Origin of the sequence: Halorubrum ezzemoulense (genome assembly GCF_004126515.1) — an archaeon.
In the GTDB taxonomy this organism is placed as follows: Archaea; Halobacteriota; Halobacteria; order Halobacteriales; family Haloferacaceae; genus Halorubrum; species Halorubrum ezzemoulense.
Map to the genome: position 1 here is coordinate 2,968,587 of NZ_CP034940.1, position 18,337 is coordinate 2,986,923.

19 protein-coding genes are annotated in these 18,337 nt (G+C 72.2%); 12 read left to right on the forward strand and 7 right to left on the reverse strand.

Features of this window, described 5'->3' with window-relative positions; translation table 11 throughout:
* Window positions 1–69: 69 nt before the first annotated feature.
* Together uvrA and EO776_RS15140 are read left to right on the forward strand one after the other, a co-directional pair.
* On the forward strand, window positions 70–3,021 hold the full coding sequence (uvrA, locus tag EO776_RS15135) for an excinuclease ABC subunit UvrA (RefSeq protein ID WP_094579752.1): 2,952 nt from the start codon (window positions 70–72) through the stop codon (window positions 3,019–3,021).
* A gap of 72 nt (window positions 3,022–3,093) precedes the next feature.
* Window positions 3,094–3,951: a hypothetical protein gene (locus EO776_RS15140; RefSeq protein ID WP_049932097.1), complete on the forward strand. Its 858-nt coding sequence runs from the start codon at window positions 3,094–3,096 to the stop codon at window positions 3,949–3,951.
* Between the two features lie 44 nt (window positions 3,952–3,995).
* On the opposite strand, the gene EO776_RS15145 is transcribed toward EO776_RS15140, so the two are convergent.
* Complete coding sequence (locus EO776_RS15145; protein ID WP_049932095.1) at window positions 3,996–4,244, reverse strand: hypothetical protein; 249 nt, start codon at window positions 4,242–4,244, stop codon at window positions 3,996–3,998.
* 159 nt (window positions 4,245–4,403) lie between these two features.
* On the opposite strand from EO776_RS15145, the gene EO776_RS15150 reads away from it, so the two are divergent.
* The gene (locus EO776_RS15150) at window positions 4,404–4,787 is read left to right on the forward strand and encodes a RidA family protein (RefSeq protein WP_089308492.1); all 384 of its coding nucleotides are present in this window, start codon (window positions 4,404–4,406) and stop codon (window positions 4,785–4,787) included.
* A 32-nt stretch (window positions 4,788–4,819) separates the two neighbouring features.
* Here the strand turns inward: EO776_RS15150 and EO776_RS15155 are convergent, their stop codons facing one another.
* Window positions 4,820–6,847, reverse strand: a complete 2,028-nt coding sequence (locus EO776_RS15155; protein WP_094519687.1) for a MutS-related protein — start codon at window positions 6,845–6,847, stop codon at window positions 4,820–4,822.
* Between the two features lie 155 nt (window positions 6,848–7,002).
* Here EO776_RS15155 and larE point away from each other — a divergent pair, with 155 nt between their 5' ends.
* From larE to EO776_RS15195, 8 genes are all read left to right on the forward strand, one after another.
* On the forward strand, window positions 7,003–7,965 hold the full coding sequence (gene larE, locus EO776_RS15160) for an ATP-dependent sacrificial sulfur transferase LarE (RefSeq protein WP_089308494.1): 963 nt from the start codon (window positions 7,003–7,005) through the stop codon (window positions 7,963–7,965).
* 108 nt (window positions 7,966–8,073) lie between these two features.
* Window positions 8,074–8,277, forward strand: a complete 204-nt coding sequence (locus EO776_RS15165) for a hypothetical protein (RefSeq protein ID WP_049932090.1) — start codon at window positions 8,074–8,076, stop codon at window positions 8,275–8,277.
* Between the two features lie 97 nt (window positions 8,278–8,374).
* Window positions 8,375–8,563 carry a hypothetical protein gene (locus tag EO776_RS15170; protein WP_129452519.1) on the forward strand — a complete coding sequence of 63 codons (189 nt, stop codon included), beginning with the start codon at window positions 8,375–8,377 and terminating at the stop codon, window positions 8,561–8,563.
* A gap of 85 nt (window positions 8,564–8,648) precedes the next feature.
* On the forward strand, window positions 8,649–9,299 hold the full coding sequence (serB, locus tag EO776_RS15175; RefSeq protein WP_049932087.1) for a phosphoserine phosphatase SerB: 651 nt from the start codon (window positions 8,649–8,651) through the stop codon (window positions 9,297–9,299).
* 105 nt (window positions 9,300–9,404) lie between these two features.
* Window positions 9,405–10,241, forward strand: coding sequence for a lycopene cyclase domain-containing protein (locus tag EO776_RS15180; protein ID WP_094519685.1), 837 nt, complete (start codon window positions 9,405–9,407; stop codon window positions 10,239–10,241).
* Window positions 10,234–11,376, forward strand: coding sequence for a Brp/Blh family beta-carotene 15,15'-dioxygenase (locus EO776_RS15185; RefSeq protein WP_094519684.1), 1,143 nt, complete (start codon window positions 10,234–10,236; stop codon window positions 11,374–11,376). The genes EO776_RS15180 and EO776_RS15185 overlap by 8 nt, the downstream gene beginning before the upstream one ends.
* 71 nt (window positions 11,377–11,447) lie before the next feature.
* Entirely contained in the window at window positions 11,448–12,104 is a 657-nt protein-coding gene (locus tag EO776_RS15190; protein ID WP_129452520.1) for a GNAT family N-acetyltransferase, read from the forward strand.
* Window positions 12,101–12,394 (forward strand): DUF7861 family protein, encoded by a 294-nt coding sequence (locus EO776_RS15195; protein WP_049932083.1) that lies wholly within the window; start codon window positions 12,101–12,103, stop codon window positions 12,392–12,394. The genes EO776_RS15190 and EO776_RS15195 overlap by 4 nt, the downstream gene beginning before the upstream one ends.
* 27 nt (window positions 12,395–12,421) lie before the next feature.
* Here the strand turns inward: EO776_RS15195 and EO776_RS15200 are convergent, their stop codons facing one another.
* Both EO776_RS15200 and EO776_RS15205 read right to left on the reverse strand, forming a co-directional pair.
* Entirely contained in the window at window positions 12,422–14,206 is a 1,785-nt protein-coding gene (locus EO776_RS15200) for an L-aspartate oxidase (RefSeq protein WP_094519682.1), read from the reverse strand.
* A gap of 99 nt (window positions 14,207–14,305) precedes the next feature.
* Window positions 14,306–15,202, reverse strand: coding sequence for a YkgJ family cysteine cluster protein (locus tag EO776_RS15205; RefSeq protein WP_094519681.1), 897 nt, complete (start codon window positions 15,200–15,202; stop codon window positions 14,306–14,308).
* Between the two features lie 140 nt (window positions 15,203–15,342).
* Here EO776_RS15205 and EO776_RS15210 point away from each other — a divergent pair, with 140 nt between their 5' ends.
* Window positions 15,343–15,564 (forward strand): hypothetical protein, encoded by a 222-nt coding sequence (locus tag EO776_RS15210; protein ID WP_094519680.1) that lies wholly within the window; start codon window positions 15,343–15,345, stop codon window positions 15,562–15,564.
* Window positions 15,565–15,581: 17 nt separating this feature from the next.
* Here the strand turns inward: EO776_RS15210 and hisB are convergent, their stop codons facing one another.
* The 3 genes from hisB to EO776_RS15230 form a co-directional block, all read right to left on the reverse strand.
* Window positions 15,582–16,178 carry an imidazoleglycerol-phosphate dehydratase HisB gene (gene hisB / locus EO776_RS15215; RefSeq protein WP_094519679.1) on the reverse strand — a complete coding sequence of 199 codons (597 nt, stop codon included), beginning with the start codon at window positions 16,176–16,178 and terminating at the stop codon, window positions 15,582–15,584.
* Between the two features lie 442 nt (window positions 16,179–16,620).
* Window positions 16,621–17,361 (reverse strand): 1-(5-phosphoribosyl)-5-[(5-phosphoribosylamino)methylideneamino]imidazole-4-carboxamide isomerase, encoded by a 741-nt coding sequence (hisA, locus tag EO776_RS15225; protein WP_094519677.1) that lies wholly within the window; start codon window positions 17,359–17,361, stop codon window positions 16,621–16,623.
* A gap of 86 nt (window positions 17,362–17,447) precedes the next feature.
* Complete coding sequence (locus EO776_RS15230) at window positions 17,448–18,287, reverse strand: hypothetical protein (protein WP_094519676.1); 840 nt, start codon at window positions 18,285–18,287, stop codon at window positions 17,448–17,450.
* Window positions 18,288–18,337 lie beyond the last annotated feature (50 nt).

The following is an 18,337-nucleotide window of genomic DNA, read 5'->3' on the forward strand; positions in this document are numbered from 1 at the left end:
GAGAACGGGCGCTGCCGGTCCCCGCGACCGACGACTATTCCCGCGCGCGCCCGCAACGGACGAAGTGAAATGAGCAAGGACTACATCGAGGTCCGCGGCGCCGAGGAACACAACCTCAAGGACCTCGACGTCCGGATCCCGCGGGAGGAGTTCACCGTCGTCACCGGGCTCTCTGGCTCGGGGAAGTCGTCGCTCGCGTTCGACACCGTCTACGCAGAGGGACAGCGCCGCTACATCGAGTCGCTGTCGGCGTACGCGCGCAACTTCCTCGGACAGATGGACAAACCGCAGGTGGAGTCCGTCGAGGGGCTCTCGCCGGCGATCTCGATCGACCAGAAGAACGCGGCGAACAACCCACGGTCGACGGTGGGGACCGTCACCGAACTCCACGACTACCTCCGGCTGCTGTACGCCCGGATCGGCACCCAGTACGACCCCGTCACGGGCGAGGAGGTCGGCGAGCAGTCCGCCCAGGACATGGTGAAGCAGATCCTCGACCTGCCCGAGGGCACGCGGGCGAAGATCGCCGCCCCGGTCGTCCGCGACCAGAAGGGCGCCTTCGAGGACTTATTCGAGGAGCTGGTGAGCGACGGGTACAGCCGCGTCGAGATCGACGGCGAGCCCGTCGATCTCACCCTCGACGACCCAGACCTCAACGAGAACTACGACCACACGATCGACGTGATCGTCGACCGCGTTCGAGTGGCCCCGGACGCGCGCTCGCGGATCACCGACTCGGTCGAGACCGCCCTCGAGGAGGCGGGCGGCGTCCTCAAGCTGATCGTCCCCGACCCGCCCGAGGACGTTCCCTTCGCGTCGAACGCGCGCTCGACGGGATCGCTCGCGGCCGACGCCGACGGCGACGACCGCCTCGTCGTCGAGTTCTCCGAGGAGCTGGGCAACCCCAACTCCGACGTACAGTTCTCCGCGATCGAGACGCGCTCGTTCTCCTTCAACAGTCCGTACGGCGCCTGCCCGGAGTGCGAGGGGATCGGCTCGACGAAGGAGGTCGACGAGGACCTCGTCGTCGAGGACCCCTCGAAGCCGCTGAAGCACGTGTTCGAGCCGTGGAGCTACGACCGCACCTACTACTCGCGCCAGCTCGACAACGTCGCGGAGCACTTCGGCGTCGACCTCGACACGCCCTTCGAGGAGCTCGACGAGTCGATCCGGCGGCAGTTCCTCTACGGCACCGACGGGATGGTCCACTTCGAGTGGACGACGAAGAACGGCACGCGAGAGAAGACGGAGCGCTTCGAGGGCGTCATCCCCAACTTGGAGCGCCGCCACGTCGAGACCGACTCCGAGCGCGCCCGCGACCACATCGAGGAGTACATGGCCGTGACCACCTGTCCCGAGTGCGAGGGCACCCGACTGAAGGAGCAGTCGCGGCACGTCCTCGTCGCCGGCACGTCGATCACCGAGGTGAACGAGCTGTCGATCGCCGACGCCCGCGAGCACTTCGAGGGAATGGAGGCGGAGCTGAACGAGCGCGAGACGACGATCGCCGAGGAGATTCTGAAGGAGATCCGCGCGCGGCTCGGCTTCATGGAGGAGGTCGGGCTGGAGTACCTCACGCTCGACCGCGAGGCGTCGACGCTGTCCGGCGGCGAGAGCCAGCGCATCCGGCTCGCGACGCAGGTCGGCTCCGGGCTGGTGGGCGTCCTCTACGTCCTCGACGAGCCCTCCATCGGCCTCCACCAGCGCGACAACGACCGTCTGCTCGACACGCTCGAAGGGCTCCGCGACCTCGGCAACACGCTGCTCGTCGTCGAACACGACGAGGAGACGATGCGGCGCGCCGACGAGATCATCGACATGGGCCCCGGCCCCGGCAAGCGCGGCGGCGAGGTCGTCGCGCAGGGCGACTTCGACGAGGTGGTCGGGACCGACGAGTCGGTGACCGCCGACTACCTCGCGGGCCGGAAGTCGATCCCGGTGCCCGACGAGCGGCGCGAGCCAGACGGCGAACTCGTGGTGACGGGCGCGCGCCAGCACAACCTGAAGGACCTCGACGTGCCGATCCCGCTCGGCACGTTGACGACCGTCACCGGCGTCTCCGGCTCGGGGAAGTCGACGCTCGTCAACGACATCCTCTACAAGGGGCTGGCGCGAGAGATGAACGACAACACCTCGGTCGATCCCGGCGCACACGACGCGATCGAGGGGCTCGACGGGGTCGAGACGGTGCGGCTCATCGACCAGTCGCCGATCGGGCGGACGCCGCGGTCGAACCCCGCGACGTACACGGACGTGTTCGACCACGTCCGAGAGCTGTTCGCGGAGACGAAGCTCTCGAAGCGCCGCGGCTACGAGAAGGGCCGCTTCTCGTTCAACGTGAAAGGCGGCCGCTGTGAGGAGTGCGGCGGGCAGGGGACCGTCAAGATCGAGATGAACTTCCTCTCGGACGTGTACGTCCCCTGCGAGGAGTGCGGCGGCGCCCGCTACAACGACGAGACGCTCGACGTGGAGTACAAGGGGAAGACCATCGCCGACGTGCTCGACATGAGCGTCGCGGAGGCGTACGACTTCTTCGAGAGCCACCGCGGGCTCGAACGCCGCCTGAAACTGCTGAAGGACGTGGGGCTCGGCTACATGGAGCTGGGCCAGCCCTCCACCACCCTCTCGGGCGGCGAGGCGCAGCGCGTCAAGCTCGCCGAGGAGCTCGGCAAGCGCGCGACCGGCGACACGCTCTACCTGCTCGATGAGCCGACGACGGGGCTCCACAAGGAGGACGAGCGCAAGCTGATCGACGTGCTCCACCGCCTCGTCGACGCCGGCAACACCGTGGTCGTCATCGAACACGAGCTCGACCTCGTGAAGAACGCCGACCACGTGATCGACCTCGGCCCCGAGGGCGGCGACGGCGGCGGCGAACTCGTCGCGAGCGGTACCCCCGAGGAGATCGCTCGGGAAGACGCCTCGCACACCGGGCGCTACCTCCGCGACATGCTGCCCGACGTGGACCTCGACGGCCCCCGCGGCAACCGTCGGAAGCCCGCGGTCGCGGACGACGACTGAGCGGCGTCTGTGGCGGCTTTCGGGGCGAAATTGGGAAAAGAACTTTTGCTCGACATCGCTTGACACACGGTCATGGAACGACGGTCGTTCCTCTCCGTTGGCGGCGCAGCGGTCCTCGCGCTCGCGGCCGGGCGCTCCTCCACCGCCGAAGGCGCCGGCGGTCCCGCGGCGGCGGTCGAGGCGTACTACCGGCGGGCGAGCGCGAGCGAAGACGCAGAGGCGTTCGCGGCGGACGTTCCGGCGCTCGCGCACCCCGTCTCCCCGCTCTCGACGCTCGCCGAGGACGTGCCGATGGCGTTCGACACCACGGTGAGACAGGAACTCGCCGACGCCGCGGTCGTCGAGGAGAACGTCTCGGCCGACCGGATCCGCTCGATATCCGGATTCCTGTCGGCCTCGCTCACCGACGAGGAGCTGGAGTCGATCGCCGCGGAGAACGCGGTCGTCTCGGCGACCGTCGTCGGTGGCGACGGGGGCGAGTTCGAGCGTCGGTGGCTCGTCGCGACCGACGACGGCGAGTGGGGCGTCGTGTGGCCCGGCGAACCGGAGGGACCGGTGACAGTCGTCAGGGAGTACTACCGGCGGGCGGGCGAGGCCGAGAGCGCGGCGGCGTTCGCCGACGACGTCCGGGAGCTCTCGCACCCCGCGTCGCCGCTGGGCGAGGTGGCGGCGGACGTGCCGGGCCTCTTCGACGGCGCGCGGCGTCAGGGGCTCGTCGAGGCCGCCGTCGTCGCCGAGGACGTGGACGCCGAGCGCGTCCGGAGCGTCTCGGACTTCTTCGCCGGGGCCGCGGACGACGAGACGATCGAGACCGTCGCCGCGGAGAACGCGGTCGTCTCGGTGACAGTCACCGACGGCGACGGCGACGAGTTCGAACTGGAGTGGCTCGTCGCGACCGCGGACGGCGAGTGGCGGCTCGTCTGGCTCTGAGGGTGCGATCGTAACCGGGACGACGCGGCGCCGAGACCGTCGCGTTACCCCGCCGTCGGCCGACGGCCGGGCGATCCGACGGCTCTCGCAACGACGAGGAGCGCGATCAGGTCGACGGTGAGCGCCGCGATGGAACCGAAGCGGAACAGGATCAAGAGACCCAGTACCGCCACGGCGAGCCCGACGGCCGCGCGACGGGCGCGGTCACGGTCGGGGAGCAAGCGGGACACCTGAGCGCCGACGCCGACCTGCGCCGCGAAGAGGAGGACGCCGAACGGGGACACGGCTGGCATACGGCTCGATTCCGACCGAGCCTGTATGAATATGTCGGCGGGGCGACGAACGCCCGGACGGGGCGTGGGTCGGGGCGACCGCCTCGCGGCGGTGTCGGAGCGGCCGAGGCGACCCCCGCGACCCGCATCTTGATGCCGCGGCGCGCCGTCGCCCCGGTCATGCGAGAGATCACGACGGACGACGTCCCGGAAGCGCTCGGCCCGTACTCGCAGGCGATCGTCTCGGGCAACATGGTCCACGTCTCCGGGAAGACGGGCGTGGACCCCGACACGGGGGAGGCGCCCGACTCGGTCGGCGAACAGACGACGCAGACGCTCGAAAACGTCGCCGCGATTCTGGAGGCGGCCGGGACGACCCCAGACGCGATCGTGTCGGCGACCGTCTACCTCACCGACATGGACGACTACGACGCGGTGAACGAGGCGTACCGGTCGTTCCTCTCGGAGCCGTACCCGGCGCGGACCTGCGTCGAGGTGTCTCGGCTCCCCGCGCCGCTCGACGTCGAGATCACGGTCACGGCGGAGCTCGACGGCGGCGACTGAGTTCTCGGGGCGGGGGAAGACCCGCTCCCGGCTCAGAACTTCTCCAACAGGTCGCCGTAGAACTCGCCGCCGCGGTCGTCCGCGAGCTTCTCGACGATGAGCTCCGGCGTCGACCGCGCGAGGTGCCCCTTCTTCGGCGAGCGGTTCACGCGGAGTTCGCCGTCGACGAGCCCCGCGGCCTCGATGCCGTCGACCGCGACTTCGAAGTCGGCGGCGGCGCGGATCTCGCGGGCGAGGTGCGAGACGAAGACGGCGGTCGCGTCCTGGTCGTCGAGCGCCTCCAAGATGCCCGCGATGATCTTCGCGGAGGCGCCCGGCTCGGTGATGGATTCGAGTTCGTCCACCAAGACTAGCCGACCGTCGGCGCCGTCGACGAGATCGCCGAAGTCCCGCAGCGTCGCCTCGAACGCGCCGGCGTCGAGGGTGCCCTGCGACTTCGCGTAGTAGTGGATCTCCTCGAACCGCTCGACGGTCGCCGACTCGGCCGGCACGGGCATCCCCATCTGCGCGAGCACGACGACCAGCGCGACCAGATCGAGCGTCGAGGTCTTCCCGCCGGAGTTCACCCCGGAGAGCAGCGTCGCGCCCGACACGCCGTAGTCGACGGGCTCGACATCGGGGAAGTCGACGTCGAGGAGCGGGGAGCGACCGCCCTCGATGCGGAAGCCGGCGGGCGGGGCCTCGCCGCCGTCGTCGCCCGCCGGCTCGACCACCTCGGGCAGCGTACAGTCGAAGTCGCGCGCGAACCGCGCGACGGCGAGCTCGACGTCGAGCTCCAGGGCGTCGCGGACCAGCTCCTCGACCGGCTGGCGGAGGTCCCCGAGGTCGCTCGCGAGGTCGGCCTTCAGCTTCGCCGCCCGGCGGTCCCGGGCCGCGGAGAGCTCGGTCCGGAGCCGCGAGACGGCGCTCTCGTCGTGGTCGACCGGGAAGGATGGGTCGCCGCCGAAGACGCGCTCCGCGAGCTCCGCCTCCTCGGGTTCCAGTCGGAGCGCGTCGGCGAGGTGTTCGCGGGCGGCGTCGACGGCCGCGTCGTACTCGTCGGCGAGCTCGCGGTCCAGCAGGGAGTCCACGCGGGCGCCCTGCTCGACGAGGGAGAGGAAGTCGGTCCCCTCGATGGTGACGTCGCGCTCGCGGATCGCCTCGCGCAGCCGGTCGTCGGCGACGGAGGCGGCCGTCGACACCGCGGCGTCGAGGTCGTCGACGGCGGCGGTGAGCCGGTCCAGCTCCGCGTCGCCGGCGATCGTGCCGTCGTCGTCGAGCCGCGAGAGCGCGTCGCGCAGGCGGTCGAGGGCGACTGGAGGGCCGCCGCCCGAGACGGGGTCGCCGGCCGCCGCGGCCGCCTCGTGGACCGCCGCGGCCGCCTCCAGCCGGTCGCGGTTCTCGGCGAAGAAGGCGAGCAGCCGCTCGGGCACCGTCTCCGCCGGCGCCTCCAGCGCGTCCGGCCGCACGCTCACGTCGCCCTCCACGTCGAGCCCGGCGAACGACTCGTCCAAGACGATCACGGACGCGTACGAGCGGCCCAGCTCGGAGACGTCACGCGCGTCCTCGACGGTCTCGACGGAGAGCTCGGGAACCTCCGCCTCGGCGCGCGCGAGCGTCTCGGCGTCGGCCGTCGCGAGGCAGCGGTCGCGGACGCGGACGGTCGGGGGGTCCGACAGGGGCGCGCAGTCCGCGAGCGCCTCGCGGACCGCCGGGTCGGGGTCGCGGTCGGCCGCGGCGGCGGCGAACGACTGCGCCTCCGCGATCCGCGAGGCGGACGCGCTCGGGTAGAACGTCTCCAGCCGCTTCGCCGCGTAGTCGGTGACGGTGCGCTCGCGCAGCAGGTCGATCGCCTCCCGGTACAGCTCGCGGGCGCGGTCGGTGGCCAGCACGCGACCGTCGTCGCCGTGGCGGCGCCGGATCGCTCCGCGGGCGATGCGGGCCGCGCGGGCCTCGTTGACGCCCGGCGCGCGGGCGATGGCGGCCACGTCGCCGGACTCGACGGTCGCGACCGGGTCGTCGAGTTCGCGCAGCGAAGCGGCCGTCTTGGCGCCGACGCCGGGGATCGCCTCCAGCTCCATCTACCCGCCGGTATCACGGCAACGGTGTAAAGCGTGCGGGTCGCTCCCGCGGATCCCCGCGGCGTCCGGCGGGTCGGGGGGCGGCGCGCGTCTCAGAGCGAGGACCAGCGCGCCGGGTGCGACGCCCTTTTTCGCGCTCGTCGCCAACGCCTGCCATGAGTCAGGACGCGCGTGCCGTCGGCGACGGGTCGCTCGACCCCGAGGCGGCGGCGAAGGCGGCGACCGCCCGCGAGGCGCTCGGCGAGCGCGACGGGGTGCTCGTCGCGTTCTCGGGCGGCGTCGACTCCGCGGTGGTGGCCGCGCTGGCAACGGAGGCGCTCGGCGACGACGCCGTGGCGTGTACCGCCCGCAGCGAGACGCTCCCCGCGGCGGAGCTCGACGACGCGAAGCGAGTCGCCGACGAGATCGGGGTCCGCCACGAGACGGTGACGTTCTCCGAGCTCGACGACCCGAACTTCGTCGCCAACGACGGCGACCGGTGTTACCACTGCCGGACCATGCGGCTCGGCCGGATGTACGAGACCGCGAAGGAGCTGGGGATCGACACCGTCTGCGACGGGACGAACGCGGACGACCCCGGCGAGGGGCACCGACCGGGGCTCCGCGCGGTCGAGGAGCTCGACGTGTTCTCGCCGCTGCTCGACGCCGGGATCACGAAGGCGGAGGTCCGCGCGATCGCCGAGTCTCGCGACCTCTCCGTGGCCGACAAGCCCTCGATGGCGTGTCTCTCCTCGCGGATCCCGACCGGGCTGGAGGTCACCGAGGAGCGGCTGACCCGCGTCGAGAAGGCGGAGCGGGTGCTCCGCGAGTGGGGCTTCGAGGGGTTCCGGGTTCGCGACCACGACGGCCTCGCACGCGTCGAGATCGCCCCCGACGAACTGGAGCGGGCGCTCGACCCGGCCTTCGCCGACGCCGTCCACGAACACCTCACCGACCTCGGCTTCGAGTACGTCACCCTCGACATGGCCGGCTACCGAACCGGGAGCGTGAGTCCGGGCGGCGAGGAGGTGGGCGACGGGGATGCGGGCGACGAGAACTCCGACAACGCGAACGGAGAGCCCGCCGGGAGCGACGCGGCGGACGACGGCGCCGACCTCGGGCGGCGGTACCCGCGCTGAGGCGCCGGCGACCGCCGAGAGCGGCACCGGCGCCGGAATGAGGGCGGCGTTATCACCGGAGAGAACCCGGCGGGAACGCTTATAACCCGTGTTACTAAAGCGACACCTATGCGGGAGGCACAGACGCTGGCGGTGATCGCCGGCGGCGTCGGGGGGGCCGTCGGGGCGTTCGTGGGCGTCGCGATCGGCGGCTCGGCGCTCTCGGTGACGATGACCACCCTCGGGGTCGCCACCGTGGTCGGCGTCGGCGTCATCGCAAGCGCGGTCATCGCCGGCGACGTGGAGTTCCTCGCCGACGCTGACGGCGAGTGAGGAGGGCGGCGCGAACCGCTGCGACGCGGCCGAAAGGGGCCGGGCGGGCGCGAGTTCGGAGTAACGTTCAAATGCGAGTTTCACGTAAACGGACACGATGGCCGCTGCGGCGTCGTTCTGGGAGGAGTGCGACCAATACCACGAGCTCGCGGAGCGGTTCCAGCGCGGCATCGAGATCACCCACCCCGATCGGCTCACCGGGCGGAGCGGCTACTACAGCGAGTGCGGCTGCGCCTGGTGCGCCGAGGAGGTCAGGTACTTCGAGTACCGCGGCGAGCGGCTGTGAGCGGGCCGTGTCCGAGAGGCACTCCCGCCGGTGAAAATCGGGGGCGACCGCGCGCTTCAAGTCCCCGCCGCGACGAACGGACGCCATGAGTCTCATCGCGTTCGACTTCGACGGGACGCTCTCCGACTCCGAGATGACGGTCCTGCTCGCGGAGCGGGCGGGCGTCGCCGACGAGGTCGCCGAGATCACCGAGCGGGCGATGAACGACGAACTCAGCTACGCCGAGAGCCTCTACCGGCGCGCGGAGCTGCTGGAAGCCCTTCCCGAGGCGGAGGTCGAGGACGCGTTCGACGCGGTGCGGATCCGGCCCGGCGCCGCGCGTCTCATCGAGCGCCTCCGCGACGAGGGGCACCACGTCGCCGTCCTCACCGGGGGGTTCGAGCGCGGCGTCGAGGCGGCGCTCGCTCGCGAGGGGGTCGCCGTCGACACGATCGTCGCCAACCGACTGCCGACCGGACCGGACGGCGCCCTCACCGGCGAGGCGGAGGGACCGCTGATCGAGGGGACGAAGGACGACGCGCTCGCCGACCTCGCGGCCGAGGTCGGCGTCCCGATGCGCGAGACGGTGGCGGTCGGCGACGGCGCGAACGACCTCCCGATGCTGGAGGTCGCGGGCCTGGCGGTCGGCTTCGTCCCGAAGTCCGCGGTGCGGCCGGTCTGTGATTCGGTCGTCGCCTCCATGTACCGGCTGGGGAAGGTGCTGGAGGCGCACGGCGTCCTCGCGGCCGGGGACTGATCACCGAACCGGTTCGGGCCGGCGATACCTGACCACGTTGGGCTGAAGGGTTAAACAGAAACGGGGGCGATATGTTGGCATGAGCGTCTTCGCCGGGGTGGTCCGATGCTACCGACGCTGACGTATCTCCAGTTTCACCTCGTCTTCAGTCTCCCCGTGCTGGCGCTGCTGTGGTACCTCGCCCCGCGGTACGAGGCGACGCGGCAGCGCCGGGCGGTCGGTGGGATCGCGATCCTCGTCGCCATCGCGTACGCCTACACCACCCCGTGGATCAGCTACATGATCCGCCGGGGCGCCTGGGGGTACGCGGACGGCGCCGTCGTCGCGCGGGCGCTCTCGATCCCGCTCGGCGAGTACCTGTTCTTCGCGATCCAGACGATCGTGGTCGCGTTCGCGCTCCACCGGATCGGTTTCGATCCGACGTTCCGCGAGGGCGACTTCGACCGCGTGCCCCGGGCCGCCGGCGTCCTCGTCGGCCTCGCGATGGTCCCGATCGGGCTGGGGCTCGCGTGGCTCGACCCGTCGTTCCTGTACCTCGGCGGGCTGATCGCGTGGGTCGGGCCCGTCCTCGCGCTCCAGTGGGGCGTCGGCGGCGGCTACCTCGCGCGCACGCCGCGGCTGTGGATCACGGCGACGCTCGCCCCGGCGGCGTACTTCTGGGTCGCCGACCGGATCGCGATCGGCATGGGGACGTGGTACCTCTCGCCGGAGTTGACGACCGGGATCGCGGTCCTCGGCCTCCCGATCGAAGAGATGCTGTTCTTCGTCGCCGCGGGAGTGATGACGATCAACGGCCTCGTCTTGTTCGAGTGGGTGCTCGACTGGAACGAGCGCCGCCGGGCGGCGGCGGACGCTGTCGCCGGCGCCGGGTCGGAGCCCGAGCGGGACGTTCGCGGCCCCGAGTCCCCGGCCGACCCGGACCCGGACGTAGTCGATGACTGAGGCGTCGGAGGCGTCGCGGAGCGCGGCGGACGCCCGGTCCGTCGCGACCGCGGGACGCGGGGCCGACGAGAGCGTCGGCGACGGGCGCGACGCCGACCCGGCGGCCGAGCGGGTCGACCGGTGGTTCGCGCGACGTCCGGCGCTGGTGCTGGCGGCGCTGTTGCCGGTCGGCGCCGCGACCCCCCTGTTTCCGGTCGAACTCGGCGTCGCGACGTTCGCGCTCGGCACCCTCGCCGTCGGGATGGCGCACGGCGCAGTGGACCACCTCGTCCCCCTACGGGCCGCGCCGGGCGTGTCGCTCCGGCGGTCGATCGCGGTCGTCTCCGTCGGCTACGCGGTCCTCGGCGGGGCGGTCGTCGCAGCGTTCTTCGCCGCGCCCGTCGCCGCGTTCGTCGGGTTCATCGCGCTCACGTGGCTCCACTGGGGGCAGGGCGACGTGGCGACGCTCGCGATCGCGGGCGTCGACCACCTCCCCACCTCGGCCGAGCGCTGGCTGGCGCTTATCGTCCGCGGCGGCCTCCCGATGGGCGTCCCGCTCCTCGCGCACCCCGAGGAGTACCGGCTGGTGGCCGAGTGGATCGTCGGCCTGTTCCTCGTCGACGGGGGCGCGGCCGCGACGGCCGTCGACCCCCTGTTCGCGCCCGCGGTCCGCGCCGGGGTCGGCGTCGGGATGGCGGCCGCGACGCTGGCGTCGGTCGGGCTCGGCTACCGGCGGGTTCGGAGCGGGCGCGACGCCGGCGGCTGGCGCCGCGACGCCGGCGAGCTGGCCGTGCTGTGGGCGTGGTTCCTGCTCGCCGCGCCGGTGTTCGCGATCGGGGTGTACTTCGCGCTGTGGCACGCGCTCCGGCACGTCGGCCGGCTCGTCCTCGTCGACCCAGCGGCGGCGAGCGCGGCGTCGGCCGGCGACGCGGTCGGCGCGCTCGCCCGCTTCGGGCGCGACGCGGCGCCGCTCACGCTCGGCGGGTTCCTCGTGGTCGGCGCGGTCGGCGTCTCGGTCCCCGCGGGCGTGGCGGCGCCGGGCGACCTGCTCGCCGTGTCGCTCGTCGCCATCGCCGCCATGACGCTCCCGCACGTCGTCGTCGTGGCGTGGCTCGACCGGCGGGAGGGAGTCTGGCGGCCGGGCGCCGGGGGCTGATCGGCGCCGACCGGAGGCGGCCGGTGCCGGCACCGCACCGCTCTTGGTCGGCGACGGCGTCCGTCCGGTAGATGGACGAGATCGCGATCCGCGAGCCGCGACCGGGCGACGCCGAGCCGCTGGAGGCGCTCATCACCTCTCATTTCACCGAGGGGAGCTCCTACGGCGTGGACCTCGGGATCGACGACCCGACGTACCACGTGCTGGTCGTGGTCGAGGGGGACGCCGTCGAGTCGGCGGGAGACGCGGTTGACGGCGAGAGTGACCGAACCGACGCGGTCGACGGCGAGGGCGACCGGGACGGCGCGATCCTCGGCGTCATGGCGCTCCGCGAGTTCACCGATCCGACCGCCGTCGCCGACGAGATGTACTTCTTCGACGACCCCGACCTGCTGCCCGCCGCGGGGCGATACGGCCACCTCGAAACGGGGTACGTCAGGGAGGGCGCGACGGGTCGGGGGATCGGCAGCCGGCTGCTCGGTCGCCTCCACGAGGCCGGCGCGGAGCGGGGCGTCGACCTGTTCCTCGCGGACTCGTGGTACCACGGCGGCGACGACTCCCCGGAGAAACTGTTCGACGCGCACGGCTACGAGACGATCCACCGCGACCCGATCGAGCGCCCCGCGGCGGAGTGCCCGAAGTGCGAGGAGACGTGTACCTGCGAGGGCGCGCTCGCCGTGCGGCGCGTCGCGGGCGACGCAACCGACGCGGAGGCGAGCCGGTCGTGAACCACGACCGCGTCCACGCCAGGGAACCGTCGCACCACGTCGACCAGTGGTCGGTCGGCGTCGTCGAATCGATCGGCGAGCGCGACGGCCACTGCGTCGTGACGGTGCGGCCGATCGTGCCGGAGAGAGAGGCGGGAGGAGATGAAGCGGTGGCAGACGGGGACCGCGGCGAGCCCGTCGAGTTGACGCTCACGCTCGCCGTGCGGGACCTGTTCGTGAGCCGGCTCCCGATCGACGACGGCGAGTCGCCGGTCGGCGAGCGCGTCTGGTACCGGGAGCGGGGCGGGTGAAGGAGGGACGAGCGGAGCGGGCCGTCGCTACTCTAGCTGGTGGTAGTCCAGCTCGTGGCCCTCGTCGAGGGCGGCCTGGACGGCGTCGCTCGGCTGATCGACCGGTTCGGTGCGGAGTGTCATGCCGCCGACGTCGGCCGCGTCGAAGTAGACGTTGCGCCGCCAGTCGGGATCGGTGTCGGGGTGGTCGGTGCGGTAGTGCGCGCCGCGCGACTCCTCGCGTTCGAGCGCGCCGCGGAGGACCGCCTCGGCGGCGACAAGCATGAAGCCGGCGTCGACGGCGAGCTCGAACGACTCGCTGGTGACCGGCCCGACGCGCATGTCCGCGGCGCGGTCGCGGACGGCGGCGAGGCGGTCGAGCCCCTCCCGGAGCGACGACTCGTCGCGGAGGATGCCCGCGTGCTCCCACATCAGCTCGCGGAGGTCGGCGAGCACCGCGTCGACCTCGTTGGCGCCGTCGTTGTCCGCCATCGCGCGCAGGTCGCGGAGGTGCGGCTCGACGGTCTCCTCGCGGAGGGCGTCGGGCACCTCGCCCGGCCCGTCGACGCGGTCGGCGATCCGCTCGCCCGCGACGACGCCGTACGCGACCGTCTCGGCCAGCGAGTTGCCGCCGAGGCGGTTCGCGCCGTGAACGCCCGCCATCGTCTCCCCGATGGCGAAGAGGTCGTCAACGTCGGTCTCGCCGTGGTCGTCGACGGCGACGCCGCCCATCCCGTAGTGGGAGGTCGGCGCGACCTCGACGGGCTCCTCGGCCATGTCCACGCCGAGGTCTTGGAACCGCTCGTACATTCTGGGGAGCCGCTCCTCGATGAAGTCGGCGTCACGGTGAGAGATGTCGAGGTAGACGCCGCCGTGCTCCGTGCCGCGCCCCTCGCCAATCTCGCGGGCGATGGCGCGGGCGACCACGTCGCGGGCGTCGAGCTCCATCTGGTCCGGAGAGTAGCGCTCCATGAACCGCTCGCCCTCGGCGTTGAACAGGCGGCCCCCCTCGCCGCGGACGGCCTCGGTCACGAGGCGGCCGCTCCACGGCGCCCACTCGGGGTCGGCCTCGTCGACGGCCATCCCCGTCGGGTGGAACTGCATGAACTCCATGTCCATCAGCGACGCGCCGCCGTCGAAGGCCAGCGCCGCGCCGTCGCCGTTGTTTTCGTCGTCGCGGGAGGTGTGCCGGTTGTAGATCGCCGCGTGGCCGCCGGCGGCGAGAACGACGGTGCCCGCGTTGAACAGCACGAACTCGCCGTCGTCCATGTCGAAACCGACCGCACCGTGGACGGCCTCGCCGTCGGAGACCAGCTTCGTGATCATCACGTTCTCGCGGTAGGGGACCGACAGCGCCTGCGCGCGGTCGACGAGCGTGTTCAGCAGCGACTCGCCGGTGTGGTCGCCGGCGAAGGCGGTCCGGCGGAACGACTGCGCGCCGAAGAACCGCTGGTCGATCGCGCCGTCGTCGGTGCGGGAGTACGCCATCCCCCAGTCGTCGAGCTCGCGGAGCCGCTCGGGCATCTGCGCGGTCACTGTCTCGACCTTCCCGGGATCGTTGATCAGGTGGCCCTCGTTGAGGGTGTCCGCCGCGTGGATCGCGGGCGAGTCCTCGGGGTCGTGGGTCCCGAGCGCGCCGTTGATCCCGCCCCGAGCCCACGTGGTGTGGGCGTCGCCGTGTCCGCGCTTCCCGAGGACGAGCACGTCGTCGACGCCGCGCTCGGCGAGTTCGATCGCCGCGCGCGCGCCGGCGGCGCCGGCGCCCACGACGAGGACGGACACGTCCTCTCGCGCGTACTCGACCGGCTCGTCAGTCGGGGCTCGTTCGTCCATGTTCGAACGGAGGGTCCGGAGACGGGTAAGCCTCACGCGCGTGTGCGTGCGCGCAAGAAGGCGGCGCGAACACACGACCGAGGACGGTCGGCGCGTCCCCTATCGCTCCGCGTCCCAGCCGGGCGTGCCGGGCGCGCCGGCGTCGTCCTCGACGACGCGGGCGAGGCGGTCGCGCGCGTCGCGGTCGAGGCCGACCCGCTCGCCGTCGGCGCCGGCGCGCTCCGTCCACTCGCGGATCGCGGACCCGACCCACGAGTCGGCCTCGCGGGCGTCGTCCCGAGCCTCGGCCATGCGGTCGCGCGTCACCGACAGCGATCCGGGGCGAGAGCCGACGGCGGCGCCGGCGAAGCGGGCGCGGTCGTCGGCGGTCGCCCCGCCGTCGCGGAGCCGGGCGACGACGCCGTCGAGGTCCTCCGGGTCGGGGTACGCGAACACCGTCGCGCCGAGCGCCTGCGGGCCGAACGCGGGCGCCGGGAGGTCGTCGGCCGGCTCGTCGTCGAGGAGCCGGTCCCCGCCCCCGGCGGCCTCGACGCGCTCGCACTCGGTCTCGGCGTCGAGTTCGAGGTTGTGACCCGGGTAGCTCGAACAGGTGCGCGGGTAGCGGTCGTCGCCGTGGATCCGGCACTGGAGCGTCGTCGGGTCGAGGAAGGCGCAGGCGCCGAGCCAGCGCGGCTCGTCGGTCCCGATCGGTGCGACCGGTTTGGGGGGCTTCCGGAGGCCGACGACGAAGACGGGGCGGCCGTCGATCGCGGCGAGGTCGGTCCCGTCGATCCGAACGCGCTCGTCGCGCTCGGCCGGCTCGAACAGTCGGGGGACCAGGGCGTCGCCCAGGCCGTCGTCGACGATGCCTACGACCTCGTCGCGGGTGAGCGGGACGAGGTCGTAGGTGTCGTCGAGCGGGGGACGAGGCCCGGTGCGGTCTGAGCCCGCCGCGGCCGGATCGAGCGGACGCCAGTCGACGCAGCAGCCGGCGCAGCCTTCACAGCGGAGTTCCATACGGCCCTGCCAACGGTTCGCAGTGTGATAAGTTGTCGGCGGAACGCGAACCGGACGCGAACCGAGTCCGGACGGGACGCGAACCGGGCGCGTCCCGGACCCGGACCGTTTTGCCGACCCCGGCCGAACGTCGTCACGAGATGGACTCGGAACGGACGGAACTCGGGCGGCTCGCGGTCCGGATCGTCCGAGAACACGAGGCCGCGGCGGTGACGCCGGGGGTGGTCGTCCAGCGGCTGGCGGTCGAGTACGACCGCGAACACGAGTACAGCGAGGTGTTCGACCTGCTCCACGAGCTGGAAGAGACGGGCGAGCTCGTATACCACAACGGGGAGTACAACGAGTTCGCCGCGCCCGAGTGACCCCGAGGGACGCCGCCTCAGAGCTCGCCCTTCGTGCTTGGCGTGTCGCTGCGGCGCTCGTCGAGCCGGGTGGCGTCGTCGAGCGCGCGCGCCAGCGCCTTGAACAGCGCCTCGACCTCGTGGTGGGCGTTGTCGCCGCGCTCGACCGCGGCGTGGAGCGTCAGCCCGGCGTTGTGGGCTACGGAGAGCGCGAAGTGGTCGGCCATGACGCTGGTGAACTCCCCGACAGACTCCTGTGAGAACTCTCCGGAGAACTCGTAGTACGGCCGCCCCGCCACGTCGACGACGACGCTCGCGACCGCCTCGTCGAGCGGGACGCGGCGGTCGGCGTACCGCCGGATGCCGCGCTTGTCGCCGAGCGCCTCGTCGAACGCCTCGCCGAGGCAGATCGCCACGTCCTCGACGGTGTGGTGGTCGTCGATGTCGAGGTCGCCGTCGCAGCGGACCGTGAGGTCGAACAGGCCGTGCTTCGCGAACGATTCGAGCATGTGGTCGTAGAAGCCGATCCCCGTCGAGACCCCGCTGTCGCCGTCGCCGTCGACCGCGAGCGTGAGTTCGATCGTCGTCTCGCTCGTCTCGCGGGTGACGGCCGCGGTCCGGTCGTGGTCGCTCATACCGGCCCGTCGCGGGGGATTCGTAAGTCGGTTGCGGGTGTGGCGGGGTTCCGGATCCGCGAGAGAGGAGCGGACGTGGTGCGGGAGTCGAGGGAATGGTTATAAACGGGCGGTGCGGTGGCGCGTGCCTGCGAGCGGTCGCCACCGGCGGCCGCGAGGCAGCGCGCGCGCGAGGGACGCGGCGACCGGACCGAAGCGGAGGGAGCCGCGAGGCTGGGGAGGTGTGAGGCGCGGTTGCGGTGCGGTCGGGTGGGAGTCAAAGGGGCAGCCGCGAGGACGAAGCACGACGACGTAAGCACTGGAGCGAGGGAGCGAACGGAGTGAGCGACCGAGTGAAGCGCGCAACGAGGCGCGCGAGTCCTCGCGGCTGGGGCTTTGGCGGTGTTCGCCGGCGATCCGCAGTCAATTATTATAAGCAATCAACGGTAAATACGAAGTCGATTTAAATCTCGTCCGCCGCGTCCTGCGCCTCGCGCAGCGTGAACTCGCCCTCGTATAACGCGGTGCCGACGACGACGGCGGCCGCGCCGGCCTCTTTTAAATCAATAACGTCCTCGACCGTCGCCACGCCCCCGGACGCGATAACCGGGATATCCACGGCCTCGACGACGCTCGCGACCGCATCGCGGTCGATCCCCTCCAGTTGGCCCTCCACGTCGACGTTGGTGAACAGGATGGCGCCCGCGCCGAGGTCCTCGTACTGCGCGGCGGCGGCGGCGGGCTCCAGTCCGGTCTCCTCCGTCCAGCCCGAGACGACGACCTCGCCGTCCTTCGCGTCGAGGCTGACGACGACGCTCCCGGGGTGCGTCGCGTCGATTTCGTCGACGATCTCGGGCGTCTCGACCGCCGCGGTGCCGAGGATCACGCGGTCGAGTCCCAAGTCGAGCAGGTCTCGCGCGCCGTCCGCGGTCCGGATGCCGCCGCCCAGTTGGAGGCCGACCCCGTCCGGGACGCTCTCGACGACCGACTCGATCGCCGCGGCGTTGACGCGCTCGCCCTCGAACGCGCCGTCGAGATCGACGAGGTGGAGGGTCTCGGCGCCCGCCTCGATCCAGCGCTCGGCGGCCGCGACCGGGTCGCCGTAGCGCTTGCCCGTCCCGCGTTCGCCCCCGACCAACTGGACGACCTCGCCGTCCTGGACGTCGACGGCGGGGATCACCTCGAACTCCGGGAAGTCGCTCATACGGACTGAGAGTCGGGCGCGCCGATTAAACGGGTCGGTTCGAGGCGGAAGGAGGGCCGAGCGGGGGGCTCCGGGGGGCCGTCGGCTCACACCACCGAGATGAGCAACTGCGAGACGTCCTCGTCGTAGGCGGCGGGGTCGGTCGCGAGCGCCTCGGCGCTCTCGGCGCCGGCGAGCCGTCGCACAGCGCTCTCGGCGTCGATTGAGTCCGGCAGCGCCGCGTCGAAGGCGTCGAGAAGGGGATCGGTCGGATACGCGCCGCCGGCGACTATCACGTCGGTTCCGTCGTGCCAGACGCCGAGGCGGGCCCCGATGTCGAGGGGTCGATCGAGTCCCGCGGCGGTCCCGTCCGGGAGCGGGACCTCGCCGTCGAGCGCGTACTCGCCGGTCAGCCGCCACACGGTCGCCGTGTTGCCGGACCGGACGGTGGAGATCCCCTCGTCGGCGATTTCGACGTTCTCGATGCCGGCGCTCCGGAGCTGCCCGCGGAAGGCGTCGGTCGCGGCCGCCTCCACCTCGCGCATGATCCGGTCGCGGCCGATCTCGGCCGGGAGTCGGTCGACGGCGGGCCGGAGGTCGATCCGCGTCGCGAAGAAGACGACCGGCGACCCGGACCCGCCGAGCGTCTCGGCGAGCGCGTCCGCGACGGGCGCGTACTCGTAGATTCCCGTGTGTTCGAGCGCCCGGACGGTGACGGGACCGTACGACCGCTCGAACACCGTCCGCTCGAACTCGTCGGTCCGTCGCCAGTCGTCGATCCGGTCGCTCGTCACCTCGGGCGCCGGGACTGGCCCGTCGCGGGCGCCGAGACAGCCGGCGAGCCCGGCGACGCCGACCGCCGCGCCGCCGGCGATCAGGCGGCGTCGGGTGGTCGTCTCGCGTGGGGGCGGCGTCGCCGCAGATCCGTTCGTCGGACGCTGCTTCATACGAATTCGACGGCGGCGACGGGGAAATCGGTGTCGCCCCGACTCGGATC